15 protein-coding genes are annotated in these 22,599 nt (G+C 68.3%); 7 read left to right on the top strand and 8 right to left on the bottom strand.

Translation table 11 applies throughout. The features are described 5' to 3' along the window. Nucleotides 1–34: 34 nt before the first annotated feature. Both FBZ90_RS01765 and FBZ90_RS01760 read right to left on the bottom strand, forming a co-directional pair. Complete coding sequence (locus FBZ90_RS01765) at nucleotides 35–457, bottom strand: DUF1842 domain-containing protein (protein ID WP_145729304.1); 423 nt, start codon at nucleotides 455–457, stop codon at nucleotides 35–37. 168 nt (nucleotides 458–625) lie between these two features. Further along, a complete protein-coding gene (locus FBZ90_RS01760; RefSeq protein ID WP_145729303.1) occupies nucleotides 626–2,323 on the bottom strand; it encodes a bifunctional protein-serine/threonine kinase/phosphatase in 1,698 nt (565 codons plus the stop codon). A gap of 433 nt (nucleotides 2,324–2,756) precedes the next feature. Here FBZ90_RS01760 and FBZ90_RS01755 point away from each other — a divergent pair, with 433 nt between their 5' ends. The 6 genes from FBZ90_RS01755 to FBZ90_RS01730 are packed head-to-tail and all read left to right on the top strand — an operon-like array spanning nucleotide 2,757 to nucleotide 11,298. Then, entirely contained in the window at nucleotides 2,757–3,968 is a 1,212-nt protein-coding gene (locus FBZ90_RS01755) for a nitrate/nitrite transporter (RefSeq protein WP_145729302.1), read from the top strand. A 42-nt stretch (nucleotides 3,969–4,010) separates the two neighbouring features. Continuing rightward, nucleotides 4,011–6,482, top strand: a complete 2,472-nt coding sequence (nirB, locus tag FBZ90_RS01750) for a nitrite reductase large subunit NirB (protein ID WP_186455551.1) — start codon at nucleotides 4,011–4,013, stop codon at nucleotides 6,480–6,482. Then, nucleotides 6,482–6,820: a nitrite reductase small subunit NirD gene (nirD, locus tag FBZ90_RS01745; protein WP_145729301.1), complete on the top strand. Its 339-nt coding sequence runs from the start codon at nucleotides 6,482–6,484 to the stop codon at nucleotides 6,818–6,820. The genes nirB and nirD overlap by 1 nt, the downstream gene beginning before the upstream one ends. 11 nt (nucleotides 6,821–6,831) lie before the next feature. Then, nucleotides 6,832–9,519 (top strand): nitrate reductase, encoded by a 2,688-nt coding sequence (locus FBZ90_RS01740; protein WP_145729300.1) that lies wholly within the window; start codon nucleotides 6,832–6,834, stop codon nucleotides 9,517–9,519. Continuing rightward, the gene (gene cobA / locus FBZ90_RS01735; RefSeq protein ID WP_145729299.1) at nucleotides 9,500–10,285 is read left to right on the top strand and encodes a uroporphyrinogen-III C-methyltransferase; all 786 of its coding nucleotides are present in this window, start codon (nucleotides 9,500–9,502) and stop codon (nucleotides 10,283–10,285) included. Before FBZ90_RS01740 ends, cobA begins: the two co-directional genes overlap by 20 nt. A gap of 35 nt (nucleotides 10,286–10,320) precedes the next feature. Then, nucleotides 10,321–11,298, top strand: coding sequence for a glycosyl transferase family protein (locus tag FBZ90_RS01730; RefSeq protein WP_145729298.1), 978 nt, complete (start codon nucleotides 10,321–10,323; stop codon nucleotides 11,296–11,298). 58 nt (nucleotides 11,299–11,356) lie between these two features. On the opposite strand, the gene FBZ90_RS01725 is transcribed toward FBZ90_RS01730, so the two are convergent. From FBZ90_RS01725 to FBZ90_RS01710, 4 genes are all read right to left on the bottom strand, one after another. Continuing rightward, nucleotides 11,357–11,833, bottom strand: coding sequence for a hypothetical protein (locus FBZ90_RS01725; protein ID WP_145729297.1), 477 nt, complete (start codon nucleotides 11,831–11,833; stop codon nucleotides 11,357–11,359). A gap of 86 nt (nucleotides 11,834–11,919) precedes the next feature. Then, nucleotides 11,920–12,561 carry a GntR family transcriptional regulator gene (locus FBZ90_RS01720; protein WP_145729296.1) on the bottom strand — a complete coding sequence of 214 codons (642 nt, stop codon included), beginning with the start codon at nucleotides 12,559–12,561 and terminating at the stop codon, nucleotides 11,920–11,922. A gap of 99 nt (nucleotides 12,562–12,660) precedes the next feature. Further along, complete coding sequence (locus tag FBZ90_RS01715; RefSeq protein WP_246130093.1) at nucleotides 12,661–14,205, bottom strand: glycoside hydrolase family 27 protein; 1,545 nt, start codon at nucleotides 14,203–14,205, stop codon at nucleotides 12,661–12,663. After that, entirely contained in the window at nucleotides 14,202–15,797 is a 1,596-nt protein-coding gene (locus FBZ90_RS01710; protein ID WP_145729295.1) for an alpha-N-arabinofuranosidase, read from the bottom strand. Before FBZ90_RS01710 ends, FBZ90_RS01715 begins: the two co-directional genes overlap by 4 nt. A gap of 145 nt (nucleotides 15,798–15,942) precedes the next feature. On the opposite strand from FBZ90_RS01710, the gene FBZ90_RS01705 reads away from it, so the two are divergent. Then, entirely contained in the window at nucleotides 15,943–17,727 is a 1,785-nt protein-coding gene (locus FBZ90_RS01705; protein ID WP_246130092.1) for an alpha-amylase family protein, read from the top strand. Nucleotides 17,728–17,800: 73 nt separating this feature from the next. On the opposite strand, the gene FBZ90_RS01700 is transcribed toward FBZ90_RS01705, so the two are convergent. Both FBZ90_RS01700 and FBZ90_RS01695 read right to left on the bottom strand, forming a co-directional pair. Next, nucleotides 17,801–19,216 carry an amino acid permease gene (locus FBZ90_RS01700; protein ID WP_145729294.1) on the bottom strand — a complete coding sequence of 472 codons (1,416 nt, stop codon included), beginning with the start codon at nucleotides 19,214–19,216 and terminating at the stop codon, nucleotides 17,801–17,803. A 235-nt stretch (nucleotides 19,217–19,451) separates the two neighbouring features. Continuing rightward, on the bottom strand, nucleotides 19,452–22,397 hold the full coding sequence (locus tag FBZ90_RS01695) for a TonB-dependent receptor plug domain-containing protein (RefSeq protein WP_186455550.1): 2,946 nt from the start codon (nucleotides 22,395–22,397) through the stop codon (nucleotides 19,452–19,454). Between the last annotated feature and the right edge of the window lie 202 nt (nucleotides 22,398–22,599).

The following is a 22,599-nucleotide window of genomic DNA, read 5'->3' as shown; positions in this document are numbered from 1 at the left end:
CGGCCTTGAAGTATGGGGATCGGGCGGAAGAAATTCAGGCGGCGTGGACCGGCTGTTCCACCACATGCCAGGGACCGCTCAGGTCGGTGCGGTACTCGTAGCGGATGACGCCGGAGGCGTAGTTGGGTTCCAGCACCAAGATGGCCTTGTAGTTCTGCGGGATGACCGGGCCGATGCCGCCCTGCGGCGGCCAGTGGATTTCCGGCCAGCCGTTCAGGTCGATGCGGATCTTGGAGCCTGGGCCGGTCACGGTCTCATAGATCAGGGTGCCGGTGACGTGAGAAGCCACGTGCAGCGGCGGGTTGGTCGCCTGGGTTACCAGAGAGTAGCCCGTCACCTCGCGCTTGGGCGTGTAGACCGTCAGATTAAGCGTATCCGTCGGGGCGCCAGGCGCGCCGCCCGAATGCAGCGTCAGGTGGAAAAGGCCAGCCAGTTGCTTGACGTCGGTGGTGCTCATGATTGGGTTTCCCTTAGAGTTTTCGGGTCGCTTGGTGGATCGCCGGGCTCTGGGTCGCCACAGCGATGTGCAACCATAGGTGCGAAAAACTAAGCGGATCAATCGAATGAGTTTAAACCGTATAAGTTGTGATTCTCATAAATCACCACTATCGGGTAGTGGCTCGCCCTAATCCCGCACCAGCGATAGGATCAGCAGGACCAGCAGCGCCAGGGCAGTCAGCTTCCAGAAGCGCACCGGGTCGCGGTCGTAGAGGGAGCGGCGGCGGGTGGGGCGCGGTGCAGGGTGGGCGGCGCCGGCCTCCAGCTCCAGCGCGAATTCCAGCACGTCACCGTGGCGGTCGGCCGGATTGGCGGCCACGGCCTTCATGACCGACAGGTCCAGCCAGGTGGGCAGGTCCGGCCGGCGCTGCTGCAAGGGCACAGGCGCGCCGAAGCGCGGGCGCTGGAAGGGTTCGATCTCGCCGTAGGGGTAGGCGCCGGTGAACAGGTGATAGACGGTGACGCCCAGGGCGTAGAGATCGGTGCGCTCATCCCCCGGCTCACCGGCCAGCAGTTCCGGCGCCATGTAGCTGGGCGTGCCCGGGATCTGCTCGGCCGGGAAGTCCTCCATCCCCGGCAAACGCACCACACCCAGGTCGATGAGGCGCAGACCCCCGGCGCCGTCGATGATGACGTTGTCCGGCTTGATGTCCCGGTGGATGATGCCGGCGCGATGCAGGGCCGCCACCGCCTTGGCCAGCTTCACCGCCAGGGGCACGCCCTCCGCCACGCCCACCCGTGGCGGCGCCAACAAGCGCTGAGCCAAGGTCTGGCCCGGGTAATAGGGCATGACGGTATATAGCCGCGTCTGCCGGCCGGGCGGCACCTCCACCACCTCCCCCAGCCAGGGGCTGCGCACCCGCGCCGCCACCCAGCCTTCGCGCACGAAGGCCAGGCGGTAGACGGCGTCGTCCGCCACCGTTGGCTTGGGGAACTTCAGCACCAAGGGCGCCTCCTTCCCCGCCGGTTCCGTCAGGAACAGGGCGCTGTAGCGGCCATCGGACAGCAGGCGGCCGACGCGATAACCGTCGACGACATCGCCCGGCTTGGGCAGGGGCAGGATGGGCAGCTCCGCCGTCAGGTCGGCCAGTTCATCCCGGTCGGCGGGTGGCAGGGCCACCACGTCGATGACCAGGGCGGTGGCGTTGTCATGGCTACCGGCCGACAGGGCGGCCGCCACCATCTGCTGACTGGCCGCCTCCGGCGTCGGCTCCGCCGCCGCCAGGCGGGCGAGGTCGCGGGACGACAGCACGCCGTGGACACCGTCGGTCAGCAGCACCAGGCGGTCGCCCTCGCGCAGGGGCTCGGCGGTATAGTCGGCGCGCAGCGCGTCCTCCAGCCCGATGGCTCGGCGCAGGATGTGGCGTTGGTCCGGGCCGCTGTGTACATGGTCCTCGGTCAGCAGGCTGAAACGGCCGTCGCGCAGGCGGTACAGGCGGGTGTCACCCACATGCAGGATATGGGCGCGGCGGTCGCGCAGGATGACGGCGGTCAGGGTGGTCGCCATGCCCGTGCGCTCTGGATCCGTGCGACCTTGGGCATGGATCCAGCGGTTGATGGCCTCCGCCGCGTGCGCGGCCGCCCGCCGAACGCCCAAGGTCTGGCGTTCGCCCAGATAGAAATCGATGAAGGCGCGCACCGCCAGCTCCGCCGCCACGCGGCCGCCGGGCGCCCCCGACACGCCATCGGCGATGGCGGCCACCGCCCCGTGGCGGGCGCGCTGGGTGGCGGTGCCCAGGCACACGCCCACATAGTCCTCATTGCGCGAGCGGCGGCCGGTTTCGCTGCACCACCCCGCGCGCAGGTCGATCTGCCCCGCCCCCATCTGCGTCCCACCTCCGTTTATTGCCTATAATTTGATCATATGCGCGGCCCGCTTAGCGATTGCGCACAAAATAGGCAAAGATGCCACGCACCGCCCCGCCAAAACCCCAGGTTTTCCGCGAGGGCGAAGCTGGCACGGCGGTTGCGAAGAAGATTACACGAGCAGGGGGCCAAAAGGTTCTTTTCTGCATCGGGGCGGCCCCAACGGCGGGGTGGCCCCGCCTCCGGGATGATGCAATGGCGCGCATCCCATGTGGTCTGATCGGCGGGTCAACGGCGGCCTGTCAGCGTCCGGTTCCACCGGGCCCTACCCCACCCACAGGCCAATTTCGGCCTGACCCCGATCCACCACCCCCCTTCTGGTGATAGGCGGCGCCTGACCCCATGGCAGCCCCGTCGCCAAAGGCCCGCAGCCCTGCCCGGAGGCGCACCCGATGAACAAGAGTTTCCTGAAGGCTGGACATCTGCCGACCCTGTTCGCGGCGTTTCTCTATTTCGACATGAGCTTCATGGCCTGGGTCATCCTGGGCCCGCTGGGCGTGCTGATCGCCAAGGATTTGGGCCTGTCGCCGGCGCAGAAGGGCCTGATGGTGGCGGTTCCCGTCCTGGCGGGCGCCTTCTTCCGCGTCATCAACGGCATCCTGGTGGATCACCTGGGGCCCAAGCGCACCGGCCTCCTGGCGCAGGTGGTGGTGATCGCCGGGCTGATCGCCGTCTGGTATTTCGGGGTGCACAGCTTCAACGCCACCCTGCTGACCGGCACCATCCTGGGCGTGGCCGGCGCCAGCTTCGCCGTGGCCCTGCCGCTGGCCTCGCGCTGGTATCCACCGGAGCACCAGGGCACCGCCCTGGGCCTGGCGGGTGCGGGCAACTCCGGCACCGTGTTCGCCTCCCTCTTCGCGCCGGCCCTGGCCGTCGCCTATGGCTGGAACAACGTGCTAGGTCTGCTGGCCATCCCGCTGGCGCTGACCCTGGCGCTTTACCTGGTGCTGGCCAAGGACAGCCCGGAATGCCCGCCGGCCAAGTCGCTGGCGGAATACCTGGCGGTGCTGAAGATCGGCGACGCCTGGTGGTTCATGTTCTTCTACAGCGTCACCTTCGGCGGCTTCGTCGGCCTCGCCTCCTCCCTCACCATCTACTTCAATGACCAGTATGGGCTGAGCCCCATCACCGCCGGCTACTTCACCGCGGCCTGCGTCTTCGCCGGGTCCCTGGTGCGCCCCATCGGCGGCGCCGTGGCCGACCGCATCGGCGGCGTGCGTTCGCTGACCGTCATGTACACCATCGCCGCCAGCGCCCTGGTGGTGGTCAGCTTCGCCCTGCCGCAGGCCTGGATGGCCCTGGCCGTCTTCGTCGTGGCCATGCTGGCCCTGGGCATGGGCAACGGCGCCGTGTTCCAGCTGGTGCCGCAGCGTTTCCGCCGCGAAATCGGCGTCATGACCGGCCTGGTCGGCATGATGGGCGGCGTGGGCGGCTTCTACCTGGCCTCCAGCCTTGGCTACTCCAAGCAGCTGACCGGCGGCTACCAGGCGGGCTTCCTGCTGTTCGCCCTGCTGGCCCTGGCCGCCCTGGTCGGCCTGACCGGGGTGAAGCGCCGCTGGCGCACCACCTGGGGCTCCGCCGCCCTGGGCGCGGCCCGCGTCTGACCCCCACGCACCAGACTTAGCGATTAAGGGAAGGGTTCCCCCATGGACACGCATATGCCCCCGCGCCAGAAGCTGGTGGTTGTCGGCAACGGTATGGCCGGCATGCGGACGGTGGACGAACTGCTGAAGCGCAACCCGCTGAAGTACGACATCACGGTCTTCGGTGCCGAACCGCACGTGAACTACGACCGCATCATGCTGTCGTCCGTGCTGGCCGGCGAAAAGGACCTGGAGCAGATCGTCATCAACCCCCGCTCCTGGTATGAGGAGAATGGGATCGAGCTGATCGCCGGAGACGCGGTGACGGCCATCGACACCCAGGCCCGCACCGTGACCTCCGCCAGCGGCCGGGTGGTGGCCTATGACAAGGTCTTGCTGGCCACGGGGTCCCGGCCCATCGCCCCGCCGGTGCCGGGCCTGGACCTGCCCGGCGTCTGCGCCTTCCGCGACATCGCCGACGTCAACACCATGATCGCGGCGTCGCAGACGCATAAGCGCGCCATCGTCATCGGTGGCGGCCTGCTGGGGCTGGAGGCCGCCAACGGCCTGCTGCGCCGGGGCATGCAGGTGGCCGTCGTCCACCTGATGGGCACCATCATGGAACGCCAGCTGGACAAGGCGGCGGCCGAGCTGCTGCAGCGCGAGCTGGACGAACGCGGCATGAACTTCTTCACCAACGGCCAGACCGAGGAGATCTTCGGCGAGGGCCGGGTGCAGGGCGTGCGCCTGGCCGATGGACGGGAGATCCCGGGCGACCTGGTGGTGCTGGCCATCGGCATCCGCCCCAACATCGACCTGGCGCGGGCCGCTGGCCTGGCCATCAACCGCGGCATCGAGGTGGGCGACGACATGCGCACCTCCATCCCCGACATCTTCGCCGTGGGCGAGTGCGTGGAGCATCGCGGCAAGACCTATGGCCTGGTCGCCCCGCTGTGGGACATGGCCAAGGTCTGCGCCGACCATCTGGCGCGCGAGGACGCCACCAGCGACTACGTCCCCGCCGCCATGGCCACCCGGCTGAAGGTGACGGGCATCGACGTCTTCTCCGCCGGTGACTTCATCGGCGACGAGACGACGGAGGAGGTGGTCTTCCGCGACGCCGCCCGCAACACCTACAAGCGCCTGGTGCTGCGCGACGACCGCCTTGTGGGCGCCGTGCTGTACGGCGACGCCCAGGACGGCGGCTGGTATTTCCAGCTGCTGCGCGAGGACAAGCCGCTGGGCGAGCTGCGCGACACCCTGATCTTCGGCCAGGCCTTCGCCAGCCTGGCGGCCGGCGCGCCCGCCGCCGACCCCACCGCCGCCGTGGCGGCCCTGCCCGATGAGGCCGAGATCTGCGGCTGCAACGGCGTGTGCAAGGGCAAGATCATGGGCGCCATCGCGGAGCATGGCCTGACCACGCTGGAGGGGGTGCGGGCCCGCACCAAGGCGTCCGCCTCCTGCGGCAGTTGCACACCCCAGGTGGAACAGTTGCTGGCCCTGTCGCTGGGCGACAGCTACGCCAAGCCCACGGGGGAGAAGCCGCTGTGCAAATGCACGACCCACAGCCACGACCAGGTGCGCCGCGCCATCGTGGATCAGGGGCTGCGCACCATGCCGGCGGTCATGTCCGCCCTGGGCTGGTCCACGCCCGACGGCTGCCATGTCTGCCGCCCGGCGCTAAACTTCTACCTGCTGGTGGCCTGGCCCGGTGAGTACCAGGACGACCAGCAGTCCCGCTTCGTGAACGAGCGCAACCACGCCAACATCCAGAAGGACGGCACCTATTCCGTGGTGCCGCGCATGTGGGGCGGCCTGACCACGGCGGATGAGCTGCGCGCCATCGCCGACGTGGTGGACAAGTACGCCATCCCCACCGTGAAGGTGACGGGCGGCCAGCGCATCGACCTCTTGGGCGTGACGCGCGAGCAGCTGCCCCATGTGTGGAAGGATCTGAACGACGCCGGCATGGTCTCCGGCCACGCCTACGGCAAGGCGCTGCGCACGGTGAAGACCTGCGTGGGGTCGGAATGGTGCCGCTTCGGCACGCAGGACAGCACCGGCATGGGCGTGAAGCTGGAGCGCATGACCTGGGGGTCCTGGCACGCGCACAAGGTGAAGCTGGCCGTGTCAGGCTGCCCGCGCAACTGCGCCGAGGCCACCATCAAGGACTTCGGCGTCGTGGCGGTGGACAGCGGCTGGGAACTGCATGTCGGCGGCAACGGCGGCATCCACGTCCGCGCCACCGACCTGTTGTGCAAGGTGACGACGGAGGATGAGGTGCTGGAATACTGCGGCGCCTACCTGCAGCTCTACCGCGAGGAATCCCGCTATCTGGAGCGCACGGCGCCCTGGATCGAGCGCGTGGGCCTGGCCCATGTGAAGCAGCGCATCGTGGACGACGCGGCGGGCCGCAAGGCGCTCTATGCCAAGTTCCTGTACGCCCAGAAATTCAGCCAGGACGACCCGTGGGCCGAGCGCGCGCCCGGCAAGGCGGCCGCCGCCCCCTTCCGCACCCTGGCGACGGTGGAGTGATGAGCATGGATAGCGTTGGTATCGAGGGCCGTTGGGTCGAGGTGGGTGCCATGGACGACATCCCCCGCCAGGGTGCGCGCGTGGTCGCCACCCCCCGGGGCGATGTCGCCGTCTTCCGCACCCTGGACGACGCCGTCTTCGCCGTGGACGACCGCTGCCCGCACAAGGGCGGCCCCCTGTCGCAGGGCACGGTGCACGGCCATGCCGTCACCTGCCCCCTGCACAACTGGGTGATCGACCTGGAGACGGGCGAGGCCTGCGCCCCCGACGAGGGCTGCGTCACCCGCATCCCCGTGCGGGTGCAGGACGGTCGTATCCTGCTGGCCATGGTGGCGTGATGCCGGAGGGGATGGCACGGGACGCTGAAGCCGGTGCCCTTGCCGGCACCGTCCGCTCCACCTGCCCCTATTGCGGCGTGGGCTGCGGCGTCGTGGCCCAGGCCGATGGCCGGGTGGTGGGCGACACCAGCCACCCGGCCAACCGGGGCCGCCTCTGCTCCAAGGGGTCCACCCTGGCGGAGACGCTGAAGGATGGCGAACGGCTGACCCGCCCCCTGATCGACGGCCGGGCGGCGGACTGGACCCAGGCCCTGGACCTGGTGGCTCAGAGCTTCAAGGCCACGATCGCGGAGCATGGGCCCGACAGCGTCGCCTTCTACGTCAGCGGCCAATGCCTGACAGAGGATTATTACGTCGCCAACAAGCTGATGAAGGGCTTCATCGGCAGCGGCAACATCGACACCAATTCGCGGCTGTGCATGGCCTCCTCCGTCGCCGGTCACAATCGCGCCTTTGGCGCCGACGTGGTGCCGGGAACGTATGAGGATCTGGAACTGGCGGACCTGGTGGTGCTGGTGGGCAGTAATTCCGCCTGGTGCCACCCGGTGCTGCACCAGCGCCTGCTTGCGGCCAAGGCCAAGCGCCCCCTGCGCATCGTCGCCATCGACCCGCGCCGCACCGCCACCTGCGAGGATGCCGACCTGCATCTGGCCGTGCGCCCCGGCGCCGACGTCGCCCTGTTCAACGGCTTGCTGGCCCATCTGGCCGACCAGGATGCGCTGGATCACACCTGGATGGCGGCGCATGCGGAAGGGTTCGAGCCCGCCCTCGCCGCCGCCCGCCGGACGTCCGATCAGACCGCCGCCCTCACCGGCCTGGACCCGGCGGACCTGGCCCGCTTCTACCACTGGTTCGCGTCCACCACGCGCGTCGTCACCGTCTATTCCCAGGGGGTGAACCAATCGTCCGTGGGCACCGACAAGGTCAACGCCATCATCAATTGCCATCTGGCGACGGGGCGCATCGGCAAGCCCGGCTGCGGCCCCTTCTCCATCACCGGGCAGCCCAATGCCATGGGCGGGCGCGAGGTGGGCGGCCTGGCCAACCAGCTGGCGGCCCACATGCGCTTCGACCAGCCGGAGGCCATCGACCGGGTCCGCCGCTTCTGGCGGGCGCCCAACCTGGCGACCAAGCCGGGGCTGAAGGCCGTGGAGATGTTCGACGCCGTGCTGGACGGCCGCATCAAGGCCCTGTGGATCATCGCCACCAACCCCGCCGACAGCCTGCCCCGCGCCGATAGGGTGCGGGAGGCATTGCGCGCCTGCCCCTTCGTCGTCGTGTCCGACTGCTGGCCCAACGACACCACGGCCCTGGCCGACGTGGTGTTGCCGGCAGCGGGTTGGGGGGAGCGGGACGGCACGGTCACCAACTCCGAACGGGTCATCAGCCGCCAGCGCCCGTTCCGCGCGGCCCCGGGCGAGGCGCGGGCCGACTGGCGGGTGCTGGCCGCCCTGGGCCAGCGCATGGGCTGGAAGGACGCCTTTTCCTGGACCAGCCCAGCAGCGGTGTTCCGCGAGCATGCCGCCCTGTCCGGCTTCGAGAACGCCGGCAGCCGCCCCTTCGACATCAGCGGCCTGGCCATGCTGACCGACGGACAGTACGACACGCTGGCGCCGGTGCGCTGGCCCGTGCGCTGGGCGGGGGATGAGGGCGGGCGTCTGTTCGGCCAGGGCGGCTTCGCCACGCCCAGCGGCCGGGGCCGCCTGGTGCCCACCCCCTGGCGCCCGCCCGCCAGCCGCACCGACGACGCCTATCCCCTGGTGCTGAACACCGGCCGCATCCGCGACCAGTGGCACACCATGACCCGCACCGGCCGCGTGCCCCGCCTGCTGGCCCACACGGGGGAGCCGCGCGCCGCCCTGTCCCCCAGCGACGCCGCGCGCCTGGGCGTCACCGACGGCGATCTGGTGCGCATCGAAAGCGTCCACGCCAGCACGGTGGTGCGCGCCACCGTCGACGCCGGCCAGCGGGTGGGGGAGCTGTTCCTGCCCATGCATTGGACGGATGAGTTTTGCTCCGCCGGCCCCGCCGGCCGCCTGGTGAGCGCCGCCCTCGACCCCGTCTCCGGCCAGCCGGAACTGAAGCTGACGCCGGTGCGGGCGGAAGCGGTGCAAGTGGCCTGGCGCGGCCTGCTGCTGCATCGCAACGCCGTGCGGCCCCAGGGGGTGGTCTATTGGTCGCGCGTGCCGCTCAGCAACGGCCACGCCTTTGAACTGGTGGGGTCGGACGCCCTGCCGGACGGGGCGGCCCTGACCCGCTTCGTCGAGGGCCTGCTGCACCCGCCGACGGGTGCGGAGTGGCTGCAACTGACCGATGCCGGGCGCGGCCTGCTGCGCGTCGCCATCCTGGTGGACGGCCGTTTGGAGGCCTGCTTGTTCCTGGCCGCCGGCGACGGCGCCCAATTGCCGTCCCGCGACGTGCTGGCGGCCCTGTTGGGTGACCGGGTGCCAGACGCGGCCCGGCCCAGCCTGCTGTCCGGCCGCGCCCCCGGCGGTTTGGGGGCCACGGGCGTCAAGCCCGCCGGCCGCACCGTCTGCGCCTGCTTCTCCGTCGGCCTGGTCACCATCCGGGACACCATCGTCGCCAACCGCCTGACCTCGGCGGAGGAGATCGGCGCCTGCCTGAAGGCCGGCACCAACTGCGGGTCCTGCATCCCCGAACTGAAGGAGATCCTGCGTGATGTCCATGCCTCAGCCTAACGGCACCGGCCGCGCCAGCCTGGTGGGCGCCGGCCCCGGCGATCCCGAACTGCTGACGGTCAAGGCCCTGCGCCGCATCGAAAGCGCCGACGTGCTGCTGTACGACAAGCTGGTCGACCCGCGCATCCTGGACCTGGCCCCGGCCCATGCCCGGCGCATCGACGTGGGCAAACGCTGCGGCCGGCACGAGATGAGCCAGGCGGCCATCAACCGCCTGATCATCAGCCACGCCCAGGCGGGCGCCCACGTCGTGCGCCTGAAGGGCGGCGACCCCATGGTCTTCGGCCGCGCGGGCGAGGAGCTGGAGGCCCTGGCCGCCGCCGGCGTGGTGGCGGAGGTGGTACCCGGCATCACCGTGGCCTGCGCCGCCGCCGCCAGCATGGCCATGCCCCTGACCCAGCGCGGCTACAGCCGCAGCCTGCACCTGATCACCGGGCATGGAGCAGACGAAGTGCTGCCCGCCCACGACTGGAACGCCCTGGCCGCCTGCGACGGCACCATCGCCATCTATATGGGCAGCCGCACGCTGGGCCAAGTCACCCAGCGCCTGCTGGCCGCCGGCCTGGACCCCAGCACCCCAGCCATCGCCATCGAGAACGCGACCCTGGCGACCGAGCGGCTCCTGCCCGGCACAGTGGCTGACATCGCGGGGCGGGTGGCGGCGGTGACCGGCCCCACCCTGGTGCTGGTGGGACGGGTGGTGGCATTGCGGCGGCGGGACGCGGTAGAGTCGGCGATGACCGAGGTGCGCTCCCGCGCCGCCTGACTCCATCCGAATATTGGCCTGAGCTTGCCCGCCCCATGACCGATGAACATGTCTTCGCCCAATATGTCCGCACCCTGGGGCGCGGCCCCGGCCGCTCCCGCTCCCTGACGCGGGAGGAGGCGCGCACGGCCCTGGGCATGGTGCTGAGGGGGGAGGCCGATCCCCACCAGGTGGGCGCCTTCCTCATGCTGCTGCGCTATCGGGGGGAGGACCCGGATGAGGTGGCGGGCCTGGTGGAGGCCGCCCGCGACGCCGCCGGCATCAGCGACGGCGCCTGCACCGGCGCCGCCGACCTGGACTGGCCGTCCTACGGCGCCGGCCGCACCCGGGATGAGCCCTGGTTCCTGCTGTCGGCCCTGGCGCTGGCCCAGGCGGGGCACCGCGTCATCATGCACGGCAGCAACGCCTTCACCCAGGGCCGCGACGTGCCCGACGCCCTGGGCGAGCTGGACCTGCGCCCGGCGACGAGTCGCGCGGACGCCAAGGCCCTGGTGGCCGAGACCGGCTTTGCCTATCTGCCCCTGTCGGCGCTGAGCCCGGAGTTGGACCGCCTGTTGAACCTGCGCCACCTGCTGGGCCTGCGCAGCCCCATCAACACCGTCTGCCGCCTGCTGGACCCGTTCGACACGCACGCCGCCGTCGACGGCGTCTTCCACCCGCCCTATATCGACCTGCACTTAGGAGTCGCCCAGCGCCTAAGCCGCCCCCGCCTGGTCGTGGTCAAAGGCGGCGGCGGTGAGGTGGAACGCAACCCCGCCAAGCCCACCACCGCCTATGTGCAAGTGGGCGCCGAGCGCCAGGAACTCCCCCTCCCCGCTCTGACCACGGCCAAGGCAGAGGTGCCGGGCCTGCTGCCCGTCTGGCGCGGCGAACCAGGCCGGGCGGCCGAAACCGCCACCGTCATCGCCACCATCACGCTGGGGGTGCTGGCCTTGGGGTTGGCGACCGAACCAGCCGAGGCCGACCGGGTGGCGACGGAGATTTGGGCGGGGCGTCAGGCTGTAGCAGGTTGATCCCCGCGACGGCCCAGACCTCCCATGGCGTACTACAGGGCGGGGGCGACAGCGCTCGTCACCGCACCTGTTGATCGCTCCGGGTTGACACCCACTCCCCCACGCTCAACGCGATTTGCGTGGCGGCGATCATGGCGGCGGTCGCAGCACCCAGTAGCCCACCAACATCGTTATGAAACAGCAGGGTGGCTATAAGCCCCACCGCGACAACGCCGCCGACGCGCTGAAGCCCGCGGTCGACGACCGGCAAACCCCAGCTATTAATACGTACCCACCAGGGGAGCCGCCGGGCCCGCACCCGCCGCTCTTCATTCAGGGCTGAGACAACCCCTGGGAAACCCGGCTGAAGAAGTCCGCTGAAGAATATGCCAAGCGCCAGCGCCAAGTTGACCACCCCGGCGCCGACATTGGGCCAGGCCGGCCACGACGGAAAGACCAGCGGCAGGAAAATCAGGGGTGCGCTGGCGATAGCAGCCGCCATCACCAGGGGTCGAAGCTTAAGTGCGAGTTTCGTTGCGAGGTATTCCCGGGCCATTCCCGATTATCGGGTGGAGTGCAATCTGACGGCAACAAGGATTCTCCTTCAGGACGCGGGCCGCCTTCACATCCCACGTGCGCCCCTCACCCCGCCAGCTCCCGCTGCAAATCGTCCAGCGTGCCCTGGATGTGCCGGGCGGTCAGGGCTTCCACCGCTAGGGCGTCGGCGGCCATCCAGGCGTCGAACAGGGCGCGGTGCTCATCCCGCGCCCTGTCGTCACGGCCCTGGGGTTCCAGGTGCACGCGGACATAGCGTTCCGACAGGATGTGCAGGCGTTCCATCAACTGCACGGTGATGCCGCCGGTGGGGCGGATCAGGGCCATGTGGAAGGCGCGGTTGTGGGTGACATGGCTGGTGCCGGCGGTGCCCTGCTCCCGCTCCAGCGTCAGCAGGGCGGCGCGGGCGTGATCGCGGTCGGCGGGGGTGGCGCGGCGGGCGCCATCGGCCGACGCCCCCGGTTCCAGTTTCAGGCGCAAGGCGAACACCTCCGTCGCCTCCGCCGTCGTCAGGCTGTTCACCACATAGCCCCGGTTGGGGAAGGAGGTGACGAGGCCATCCTGCTCCAGCCGGCTCAAGGCCTCACGCAGGGGGATCTTGCTGATGCCCAGTTGGCTGGCCACCGCCCCCTGCTGCACCGGCGTGCCCGGCGCCATGGTGCCCAGCAGGATGTGCTCCCGCACGATTTCATAGGCCTGGTCGGGCAGGCTGCGAACGACAATGCTCATGCGGCGGTTTCAGTCGGAAGGCAGAGATGGGGCGGAACGCCATTCCCCATCATAGCATTTCCCGAATAAAAATGTCCGGGGCGATGTTAACGCTACCACCTACGGTTTTGCCCGCAACAGCACCACGCCGTGCGCCGGCACCATGTGGGCGGCGTTCGGCGCCACGCTGCGGTGAGCCCACAGGTCGCGCACCTTGGGATGGTCGCCCAGGCCCAGGGCGGGCCAATCGGCCGTTATGGCCACCGGCGTGTCCGTGCGGTTGAACAACCCCACGGCGACCGAGCCATCGGCCAGGGGCCGGGTCCAGATCTCCATCCCATCCCGCTTGCGCACCGGCAAGCCCTGGCGGCCCAGCGGGTCCTGGTCGATGGCGATGACCTCGGCATTGCCCAGCAGGGCCAGCGTGTCCCGGGTCATGGAGCGGGCGTCGTTGCCCATCAGCAGGGGGGCGGCCATCAGGGCCCACAGGCTGATGTGGGTGCGGTACTCCTCGGTCGTCATGCCGCCGTTGCCGACCTCCAGCATGTCGGGATCGTTCCAGCCGCCGGGGCCGGTGTGGCGGGGCACGCCGTTCTTGTCGAAGCCGATGGCCGCCATGCTGGCGTAGCTGTCCTCGATATCCCCGGTGGTGCGCCACAGGTTGCCGCCGACGTCGCGGCCCCAGGCGCCGACGTCGAACCGGCCGTATTCGCACAGGCTGTAGACGATGGGGCGGCGGGTGGCGTTCAGCGCGGCCCCCATTTGCTGGTATACCGCCCGCACCGTCTCCGCCGTGTGGTAGAAGCCCTCGCCCGAGCAGAGGTCGTATTTCAGGTAATCGACGCCCCATTCCGCCCAGGTGCGGGCATCCTGCTCGACATGGCCGTAGCTGCCGGCGTAGCCGGCGCAGGTCTTGGGACCGGGGGAGCTGTAGATGCCCAGCTTCAGCCCCCGCGCGTGGACATAATCGGCCAGGGCCTTCATGTCCGGGAACTTGACGTTGGGATGCAGCACACCGTCGGGCCCCCGGTCGCCCTGCCAGCCGTCATCGATGTTGACGTAGACATAACCGGCATCGCGCAGGCCGCTGCGCACCAGGGCGTCGGCGATTTCCCGCACCGTCTTGTCGTCGATGGCCTCGGCGAACTTGTTCCAGCTGCTCCACCCCATGGGCGGGGTCCGCGCCAGGCCGTTGCTGGGCACATAGGCCGGGGCGAGCAGCGGATACGTGGGAAAGTCCAGGGCCGCCATCTCCGCCGCCGTCGCGCGATGGGCGGTGGCGTCCTGCTTCTCGTACCAGACTTGGCCGGTCAGCCGAATGCCCGACCCATCCGGCGCCAGGGTCAGGTCCAGGGGCTTCAGCTTGGGATTGCCGTTGTCGATGTGGAAGACCAACCTTTCCCCGGCCGGGCCCTCCCCCACCGCTTTCAGGTCCAGCATGGGCAGGTCGCCATACCACTCGGACGTGATGGTGCCCCGCAGGCCGTCGGTGTCGTGGCGGATGACCATCTTGGTGAAACGGGGAAAGGACGGTGCGGCCTGGAAGACCCAGTCGCCCATCAGATCGGCGCCCCACGCCTGGCCGGTGAGAAGAACACCGGCCAGGACGCCAAGAACCCACCCGAGGACACGCCCGGGGGCGTGCCCAAGGAAACGCTTGGTCATTTCAGTTCCAGAACGACCACAGACTTGGCCGGCAAGGTCACGCTGACGGTGTCGCCCGACAGCTTGGCGTCACTGAAGGCCGCCGGCACCACCGTTTGCGGATGGTCGAAGGTGTTGTCGCTGTTCATGGCCGGGGCCGTCAGGATGCGGCCGGTGACCTTGCCCGCCTTCAACCCGGCCAACGTCACCTGCACAGGGGCCGCCTTGTTGGGGTCGACATTGGTCAGGGCCAGGCGGATGACGCCGTCGGTGCCCCGGCCGGCGGAGGCGCTGACGGCGGCGACGGCGCGGCCACCCTGGCTGTAGTCCGGGCCGGTCACGGTCACGGGCAGGCTGGTGGCGCCCTGGAAGCCCTTGTACATGTCGAAGACATGGTAGGTAGGGGTCAGCACCATGCGCGGCCCGTCGGTCAGGATCATGGCCTGCAGCACGTTGACCATCTGGGCGATGTTGGCCATGCGCACGCGGTCGGCATGGGCATGGAAGATGTTCAGGCTGATGGCCGCCACCACCGCGTCGCGCAGGGTGTTCTGCTGCTGCAGGAAGCCGGGATTGCTGCCGGGGGTCGGGTCATGCCAGGTGCCCCATTCATCCACCACCAGGGCGACCCGCTTTTCCGGGTCGTACTTGTCCATGATGGCGCTGTGGTGGCTGATGTAGGTGCCGATCTGATAGGCGCCGAAGATGCTGGCGAACCATTCCGCCTCACCAAACTCGGTGGCGGAGCCCTTCTTGGCCCAGGTGCCCTTGGGCACCATGTTGAACGACGCCACGTCGTAATAATGCATGGACAGCGCGTCGATCTCCTTGCCCGCGCGGGCCATGATGGTTTCGGTCCAGGCGGTGTCGTCGTCGCTGGGGCCGACGGCGATGAACTTCGTCGGCTGGCCGGCGCCCGGCTTCAGGAACACCCGCGTCTGGCGCAGCAGGTCGGCGTAGTAATCGGCCCGCATGTTGCCGCCGCAGCCCCAGACCTCGTTGCCCACGGCGAACCAGTTCAGGGTCCAGGGCTTGTCCCGGCCGTTGGCGCGGCGTTCCTGCACCAGGGTGCCGTGGTTGTCCGCCGTCATGTAGGCGACCCAGTCGGCCATCTCGCGCACGCTGCCGCTGCCCAGGTTGCCGTTGACGTAGGTGCCGGCACCGATCAGTTCCGAGAAGTCCATGAACTCATGGGTGCCGAAGGCGTTGTTCTCTTCCACCCCGCCCCAGTTGGTGTTCACGATGACGGGGCGGCGATCCTTGGGCCCGATGCCGTCGCGCCAATGATATTCATCGGCAAAGCAGCCGCCGGGCCAGCGCACCACCGGGACATGCAGGTTCTTCAGCGCCTCCACCACGTCCTTGCGATAGCCGCGGATGTTGGGAATGGGGCTATCCGGCCCCACCCAGATGCCGCCATAAATCTGCGTGCCCAGATGCTCCGCGAACTGGCCGTAGATCGCCGGGGCGATGACCGCGCCGGGATGGTCGGCCTGAACCGCCACGGTGGCGGCGGAACCGGCGGCGATGGCGGCGGTGGCCGTGGCCAAGGCGGTGCCGGCCAGCAAGGCGGCAACGGCGAGACGTCCGGCGGGGCGCAGGATACGGGTCATTCCTCGGGGCACTCCCTGTGGTGTTTTTTAAAGTCGTATAATATTACTATCGGGCAACGGCTTGGTTGTAAACCATTCGGGTTCGCCCCGCCGCTGGAAAATAAGCCGCCGGAAAATAACAAGCCGGAACAAGGAGACGTCATCCGTGCCCCCCTTCCCCGCGCCCCACGGCGTCACCCGCCGCGCCCTGTTGACCAGCGGTGCCGGCACCGCCGTGGCGCTTGCCACCACTGCCGGTACGGCCGCCCCTAGTGCGGGCGCCGCCGCCAGCCCGGACCTGCAGCTACTGACCTCGCGCAGCGGCGTCTACACCCCCGCCAGGGGCGAGGCGGTGCTGCAGTTCAGCTTCGACTTTCCCGAGGCGTCGGTGCAGGTGGGCCCGCTGCTGATGGGCTTCAGGGTACAGACCTATGAGAACGCCTACGCCATCGACCCCACGGTGACGCGCGTGGTGCGCGACGGCAACCGCACCACGCTGACCTGCGACGGCTTCCTCTGGGCCGGCGGCCAGGAAAAGGCGCCGGGCAAGCTGGTGGCCGAGTTCGCGGTGGAGAGCGACGGCACGGTGCAATGGACCGCGCGGGCGGAGGCCCAGCACCCGGTAAAATCCATCACCACCGTGGCGCGCGGCCTGCCGCGTGGTGAAATCTCCGTCTCCGGCCAGGACTTCACCGACCTGAAGGATGATGAGAAGGTCTTCGAGTATCCCAATTTCTTCCAGGGCGTTGCCACCCCCCTGGCCGTGCTGAAGGCCGCCGACGGTCGCCACTACGCCCTGTCGGCGCGGCAGAGCGCCGTGCGCACCTGCCGCTTCTTCTTCCAGCCGGGGCCGGATGGCTATCGCGTGGAACTGATCCATGAGGGCGAGGGCTGGGCCAAGTCCAACAGCCTGGCGACGCCGCCCTGGCGGGTGGGACCGGCGGCGGACTACGCGGCGGCGGCGGCCGACCATTTCGCCCATGTGGAAAAGACCTACGGCATCCCCAAACTGGCCACGCGGGCCGATATGCCGGCGTGGATGCGGGAGGTGGACCTGGTGCTGAGCATCCACGGCGCGCATTGGACCGGCTACATCTTCAACGACTACGCCCGCATGCTGGAGATCCTGCGCTGGGCCGCCACGCAGATCGAGCCGAAGCGCGTCATGGTGTTCCTGCCGGCCTGGGACGGCCGCTATTACTGGAACTATCCGCTGTACCAGCCCGACCCGCGCATGGGCGGGGTGGACGGCTTCAAGCACCTGGTCAGCCAGGCGCAGAAGCTGGGCTTCCGCATCGTCCCCATGTTCGGCACCAACAGCGCCAACAAGGTGTGGGAGGAGTTCAAGCTGTTCGCCGACGCGACGACGGAGCGGGTGGACGGCGACGCCTTCGACCTGAACTGGGTGGACTGGGACAACGACCGCTCCGGCGAGGGGTGGATGCCCTTCATGAACCTGGGCGTCGCGTCCTGGCGCCGCTGGCTGGGGGCGCGCATCTCCGCCACCATCACGCAGTTCGGCGTCGACGGCTATTTCCTGGACATCGCCGGGGCGGCCCTCAACAACACCAAGGCCGACATGCATGAGGGCACGCGGCAACTGGTGCAAGATCTGGCCCAGCGCCATCCCGGCATCCCGCCGGTGGGGGAGATGCTGTACGACGCCCAGATGGCCTTCATCCCCATGAGCCATGTGACCCGCTACACCCTGGCCCCGGCCGCCTGCGACGACCACATCCGCAACTATCAGCACCTCAGCCGCCCAGCCCCCGGCCGGGGCAGCACCGGCGTGCACGAGGCGGGCTTCGGCACCTACAAGACCGAGATTCCCCCGCACCAGCGCGCCATTCCCACCATCACCGTGGTCGACGACACCTTCACCAAGGAGCGCGCCGCCATGGCCGACTACATCCGCCAGGCTAAAGCCTGGGGCGAGGCGCGGCGGAAGTAAGCTTCCGCATGGTCAAAAGAAAAGGGCGCCAATCCACCAGGGTTGGCGCCCTTTCCGTTTACGGGGCGGCGCCTTACGCGGCCTTGTTCAGCAGGCTGGTCCGGCGGCTGTAGGCCAGGTAGATCACCAGGCCGACCACGTGCCAAATGGCGAAGTTGCGCAACGTGGTGCCCGGCAGGGAGTACAGGAAGTAAAGGCAGCCGATGACCGCCAGCGGCGCCACCACCCACACGGCGGGGCAGCGGAACAGGCGGGGCAGGTCGGGCTTGGTCACTCGCAGCACCATGACGCAGACCGACACGGAGATGAAGGCCGCCAGGGTGCCGGCGTTCGACAGTTCCGCGATGGTGGCCAGCGGCAGGAAGCCGCCGAACAGGGCCACGAACAGGCCGACCAGCAAGGTGACCTTCACCGGCGAGCGGCGGTCGGGCCCCAGGTCGCTGAGGCCACGGGGCAGCAGGCCGTCACGCGACATGACGAAGAACACGCGGGTCTGGCCGAACATCATCACCAGGATGACGCTGGGCAGGGCAACGATGGCGGCGGCCCCGATGGCCCAGGCGGCGCCCGGGTGATTCAGGCTGCGCAGGATGAAGGCCAGCGGCTCGCCACTGGCGGCGAACTCGGCGAAGGGCCAGGCACCCACGGCGCAGGCGGCCACGATCATATAGATGATGGTGGAAATGACCATGGAGCCCAGGATGCCGATGGTCAGGTCGCGGCCGGGGTTCTTCACCTCTTCCGCCGAGGTCGACACGGCGTCGAAGCCGAAAAAGGCGAAGAAGACGATGGCCGCCGCCGCCATCACGCCGCGCACATGGCCGGTGTCGTCCATGTGGGAGACGAAGCCATAGGGCATGAAAGGCGTGAAATTCTCCGGCACCAGGCTGAACACCGTCAGGCCGACGAACACGGCCAGGGCGATGATCTTGATGGCGACCAGGGCGATGTTGACCGTGGCGCTCTCCTTGGCGCCCTTGGCCAGCAGGGCCGTGACCAGTGCGGTGATGACGACGGCCGGCAGGTTGATCCAACCGCCGGCGTAGGGTCCCGCGATGAGTTCCTTGGGCAGGTGTATGCCCATGCTTTCCAGCAGGCCGACCATGTAGCCCGACCAGCCCACCGCCACGGCGCTGCAGGTGACGGCATACTCCAGCACCAGGGACCAGCCGACGATCCAGGCCAGCCCCTCACCCAGCACCGAGTAGGTGTAGGTGTAGGCACTGCCGGCAGCCGGCATCATGGTGGCCATTTCGGCGTAGGTCAGGGCCGCGAAGGCGCAGAGGATGCCGCAGGCGGCGAAGGCCAGGATGACGGCGGGGCCGGCGCGTTCGGCGCCGATGCCGGTTAGGGTGTAGATGCCGGTGCCGATGATGCCACCGATGCCCAGGGCCACCAGGTGCGGCCAGCTCAAGGTTTTGCGCAACTGCCGGCTTTGGTCGACGTGGGCCAAAGCGTCCAACGCCTTACGGCGCGTCCAGAACGTCATAAAGCAGTCCCCATGTAGAACGTGTTTTCGCCCCCTGCCTCAATGGGCCGCCCCTTGCCCCGGGGCTGGCACACATTGACCGGAAGCTGTTTGGACACCGATCAGCGCGGGCGTCAACAGCTTAACTGCCCTAGCCGTTTCAAACGACATTTTGTGGCGCGGATGGTCCGCTTTCCAACAAAAAACCCCGCCCGGGACCATCCGGGCGGGGATATCTTCGTTCCAGGCCCAGGCCTTAGAACTCCACCGTCGCGCCGACGAAGATGACGCGGCCCAGCGGGTCGTAGATGCCAGGGTAGGTGTTGCCGTTGCCGAAGCTGCTGAGCAGGCCCGACGAGATGGCCGGCGGGTCGCGGTCGAGGATGTTGTTCACACCCGCGCGCAGCGACAGGTAGTCGGTCATCTTGTAGGTCATCGCCACGTCGAAGTAGCTGTACGACGGCAGCCGGGCGTTGATGCCGACATAGTCGGAGGTGAGGAAGGCGTTGGCCGTGTTGCTGGACAGCGTCGTCGGGCCGATGAAGCGCCAGTTGACCGACACCGTGGCCGGGACCCAGGGGCTGGACCACGTGGTGCGGAACTGGTGGCGCCACCGCGGGCTGGGCTGGCCGCAGGTGGGGCCGAACAGGCCGGTGCAGTCATAGGTGCCCAGGCCCGGCAGCTGCTCCGTCTCGCTGGTCAGCAGCACGGTGCCGTTGAGGTTGAAGTCCAGGCTGCCCCAGTTGTGGTTGACGATGTCCTCAAGCTCCAGCTTGTACGACAGGTCGACGTCGACGCCGGAGGTCTTCAGGAAACCGGTGTTCTGGTTGGTCGACTTGATGTAGCCGTCGGTGCCGAACAGCACGCCGGACTTGGGATCGCGGTGGAACAGGCCGCAGAAGTAGGAACTGCCGGTGGTGGCGCACTGGTTGATGGCCGTCTGGGCATCCACGCCGGCGATGTAGCCGTCCACGGTGATGTTGTAATAGTCCAGCGTGGCGGAGAAATTGGGCAGGAAGGTCGGCGTCAGCACCACGCCGGCGGTGAAGGTGTCGGCCGTCTCCGGCTTCAGCGCCGGGTTGCCGCCACCCTGGGCGGAGCAGAGGTCCGTCGGGCACTCGGCGATCTTGCCATACTGGGCGGCCGAGACGCCGGTCAGGGCGCACTGCGCCAGCGAGGCCGTCGGGCTGGACCCGGAGCAAGGATCCTGGGCGGAGACGTTGCCCACCGACTGCGGCGCGTACAGTTCGGAGATGCTGGCCGCGCGGACGGCGCGGTTATAACTGCCGCGGAAGCGGATGTCCGTCACCGGGGCGTATTGCAGTTCGAACTTGTAGGTGCTGACGCCGCTGTCCAGGTAATCGTACTTGGAATAGCGATAGCCGGTGTTGAACAGCAGATCCTGCACCAGGGGCTTGTCCTGGACCAGGGGGACCTGCAGTTCCATGTAGCCTTCGTTGACACTGAGGGCGCCCGAGGACGGCATGGTGCCGCCGGCCTGCGCCACCGCGTCGGCGGTGAAGTTCAGCGTCTCTTCCCGGTGCTCAAAGCCCAGGGCCAGCGCGGCGCCCTTGGCGGCCCACGGGCTCTTCACCCCATATTGCCCCAGGTCGCCGGTCAGCGACAGGCTGGCCACCTTTTCCGTTTCGGCGTCATGGGTATGGCTGGGGGAATAGAGGTAATTGTAACCGGCGCTGCTGATGCCGTTGTACTGGAAGACGTTGATGGGAACGCAGGTCGGGTCGGTGCCGTCGATGACGGACTTGCAGGTCGGCACCCCGTTGACGTTCACCACCTCCAGCGCGCGCTGGGCCTTGGTGTTGTCGACGTTGTTCAGGTACGTCTCATTAACGATGGTCTTGGAATACAGGAAGTTGGCGTCGTAGTTCCAACCGTCCCAGACCTCGCCGCGCAGGCCGAAGGTGCCGCGGTAATCGATGTGACGCAGGTCGTCGCGGCGCGGCTGGCTGCCGGGGCCGGTCAGGCGATAGCCGATGAAGCTCTGGGCGTCGGTGGGCGTGCCGGCGGCGGTGCCGCACAGCGTGGACGCCTGCGAGGCCGACATCAGCGGATTGTCGCAGTTGATGTTGAAGGTCGTGCCCTGGAACAGGGCCGATGGCGCCACCTGCGAGAAGGTGTGGTCGTTCATGTACATGAAGCTGCCATAGGCTTCGACTTCCTTGGCAAATTCATAATGGGCCTGCACGCCCGCGTTTTCGCGCTTGTCCGACCGCTGGATGTAGTTGGTGGGCGTGTAGTTGTAGGCGTAGCTGCTGTCGTACGGCACCCAGGTCTTGGTGCCGTCCTTGCTGTTGACCAGGCGGCTGTTGGCGTTCGGGCCGCTCAGCAGGTAGAACAGGCCATAGGGGTTGTTGCTGGAGCCGCCGCAGGTGAAGGTGTCAGCGGTGGCCAGGTTCAGGTCGCAGTTGGAATAGTCACGCTTATTCTGCGTCACCGGCATGGAATACTGATAGCCGGCGAACAGGGTGACGTTACCCTTGTTGTTGTCGAAGTTCTTGCCGGCGGCGACACTGATGTTCTTCTTGATGCCGTCCCAAACCTCGTCCGGCGCCGTCTGGAAGCCCTTGGCCTGGCTCAACGACCGCAGGGCGGTGTTGCCATTGTCATGCTGCGCGATGGTGTACTGCAGGTCGGCGCGGACACCGTCCAGGTTCTTGCGCAGGATGAAGTTCACGACGCCCGAAACGGCGTCCGAACCATAGACCGCCGAGGCGCCGCCCGACACCACGTCCACCCGGTCCACCATCGCGGTGGGGATGAAGTTCAGGTCGTTCATCTCGACCGGCAGCATGCGCTGGCCGTCGATCAGCACCAGGTTGCGGTTGGAACCCAGGTTGCGCAGGTTGACGCGCGCGGTACCGTCGGAGCCGTTGGAGCCGTTCTCGTTTGAATCCGCCGTCACCTGGGGCAGGCGGTTCAGGGCGTTCTCGATATTGGTCGTGCCCTGGTACTGCAGTTCCTGCTGGCCCACCGTGGTCAGGGGGCTGGCGGTCGTCAGGTTCGCCTGCTTGATGCGGGAACCGGTGACGACGATTTCCTGGAGGTCGTCCGCGGCCGACGTCTGCGCCAGCGCCTGACCACCCACCATCAAGGCCACCATGGCGGCCCCCGCCGCCAGGGCCGACGCACGGCCCGAGCGGAGCGCCGCCTCAGGGGCGGACTTCGCATGAGTCTTTCGCATTTTTATCTCCCAGACCGCGCACCCCCGTTAGTGCGCGCTGGACAAACGTCCCGCAAATGCCACGAAGCTGTCAAATATCTTATATCGTATATCGTATGATTTATTCAGCGGTGTGGCGTGGATGCATCAGCGGAAACAAAAATGCGTACATCTTCAAGGGCTTGCGCGAGCGCCGCGCGAAAACGCCAAAAGCCGCCCTCCC

This window comes from Nitrospirillum pindoramense (assembly GCF_007827955.1).
Taxonomy (GTDB): domain Bacteria; phylum Pseudomonadota; class Alphaproteobacteria; order Azospirillales; family Azospirillaceae; genus Nitrospirillum; species Nitrospirillum amazonense_B.
Note: the sequence above shows the minus strand (reverse complement) of the source record. Positions and strands in the feature narration are given on the sequence as shown.

Coding starts and splice junctions, on each gene's coding strand:
- FBZ90_RS01765 (WP_145729304.1), bottom strand. CDS start 457: ATGAGCACCACCGACGTCAAGCAACTGGCTGGCCTTTTCCACCTGACG.
- FBZ90_RS01760 (WP_145729303.1), bottom strand. CDS start 2,323: ATGGGGGCGGGGCAGATCGACCTGCGCGCGGGGTGGTGCAGCGAAACC.
- FBZ90_RS01755 (WP_145729302.1), top strand. CDS start 2,757: ATGAACAAGAGTTTCCTGAAGGCTGGACATCTGCCGACCCTGTTCGCG.
- nirB (WP_186455551.1), top strand. CDS start 4,011: ATGGACACGCATATGCCCCCGCGCCAGAAGCTGGTGGTTGTCGGCAAC.
- nirD (WP_145729301.1), top strand. CDS start 6,482: ATGAGCATGGATAGCGTTGGTATCGAGGGCCGTTGGGTCGAGGTGGGT.
- FBZ90_RS01740 (WP_145729300.1), top strand. CDS start 6,832: ATGGCACGGGACGCTGAAGCCGGTGCCCTTGCCGGCACCGTCCGCTCC.
- cobA (WP_145729299.1), top strand. CDS start 9,500: ATGTCCATGCCTCAGCCTAACGGCACCGGCCGCGCCAGCCTGGTGGGC.
- FBZ90_RS01730 (WP_145729298.1), top strand. CDS start 10,321: ATGACCGATGAACATGTCTTCGCCCAATATGTCCGCACCCTGGGGCGC.
- FBZ90_RS01725 (WP_145729297.1), bottom strand. CDS start 11,833: ATGGCCCGGGAATACCTCGCAACGAAACTCGCACTTAAGCTTCGACCC.
- FBZ90_RS01720 (WP_145729296.1), bottom strand. CDS start 12,561: ATGAGCATTGTCGTTCGCAGCCTGCCCGACCAGGCCTATGAAATCGTG.
- FBZ90_RS01715 (WP_246130093.1), bottom strand. CDS start 14,205: ATGACCAAGCGTTTCCTTGGGCACGCCCCCGGGCGTGTCCTCGGGTGG.
- FBZ90_RS01710 (WP_145729295.1), bottom strand. CDS start 15,797: ATGACCCGTATCCTGCGCCCCGCCGGACGTCTCGCCGTTGCCGCCTTG.
- FBZ90_RS01700 (WP_145729294.1), bottom strand. CDS start 19,216: ATGACGTTCTGGACGCGCCGTAAGGCGTTGGACGCTTTGGCCCACGTC.
- FBZ90_RS01695 (WP_186455550.1), bottom strand. CDS start 22,397: ATGCGAAAGACTCATGCGAAGTCCGCCCCTGAGGCGGCGCTCCGCTCG.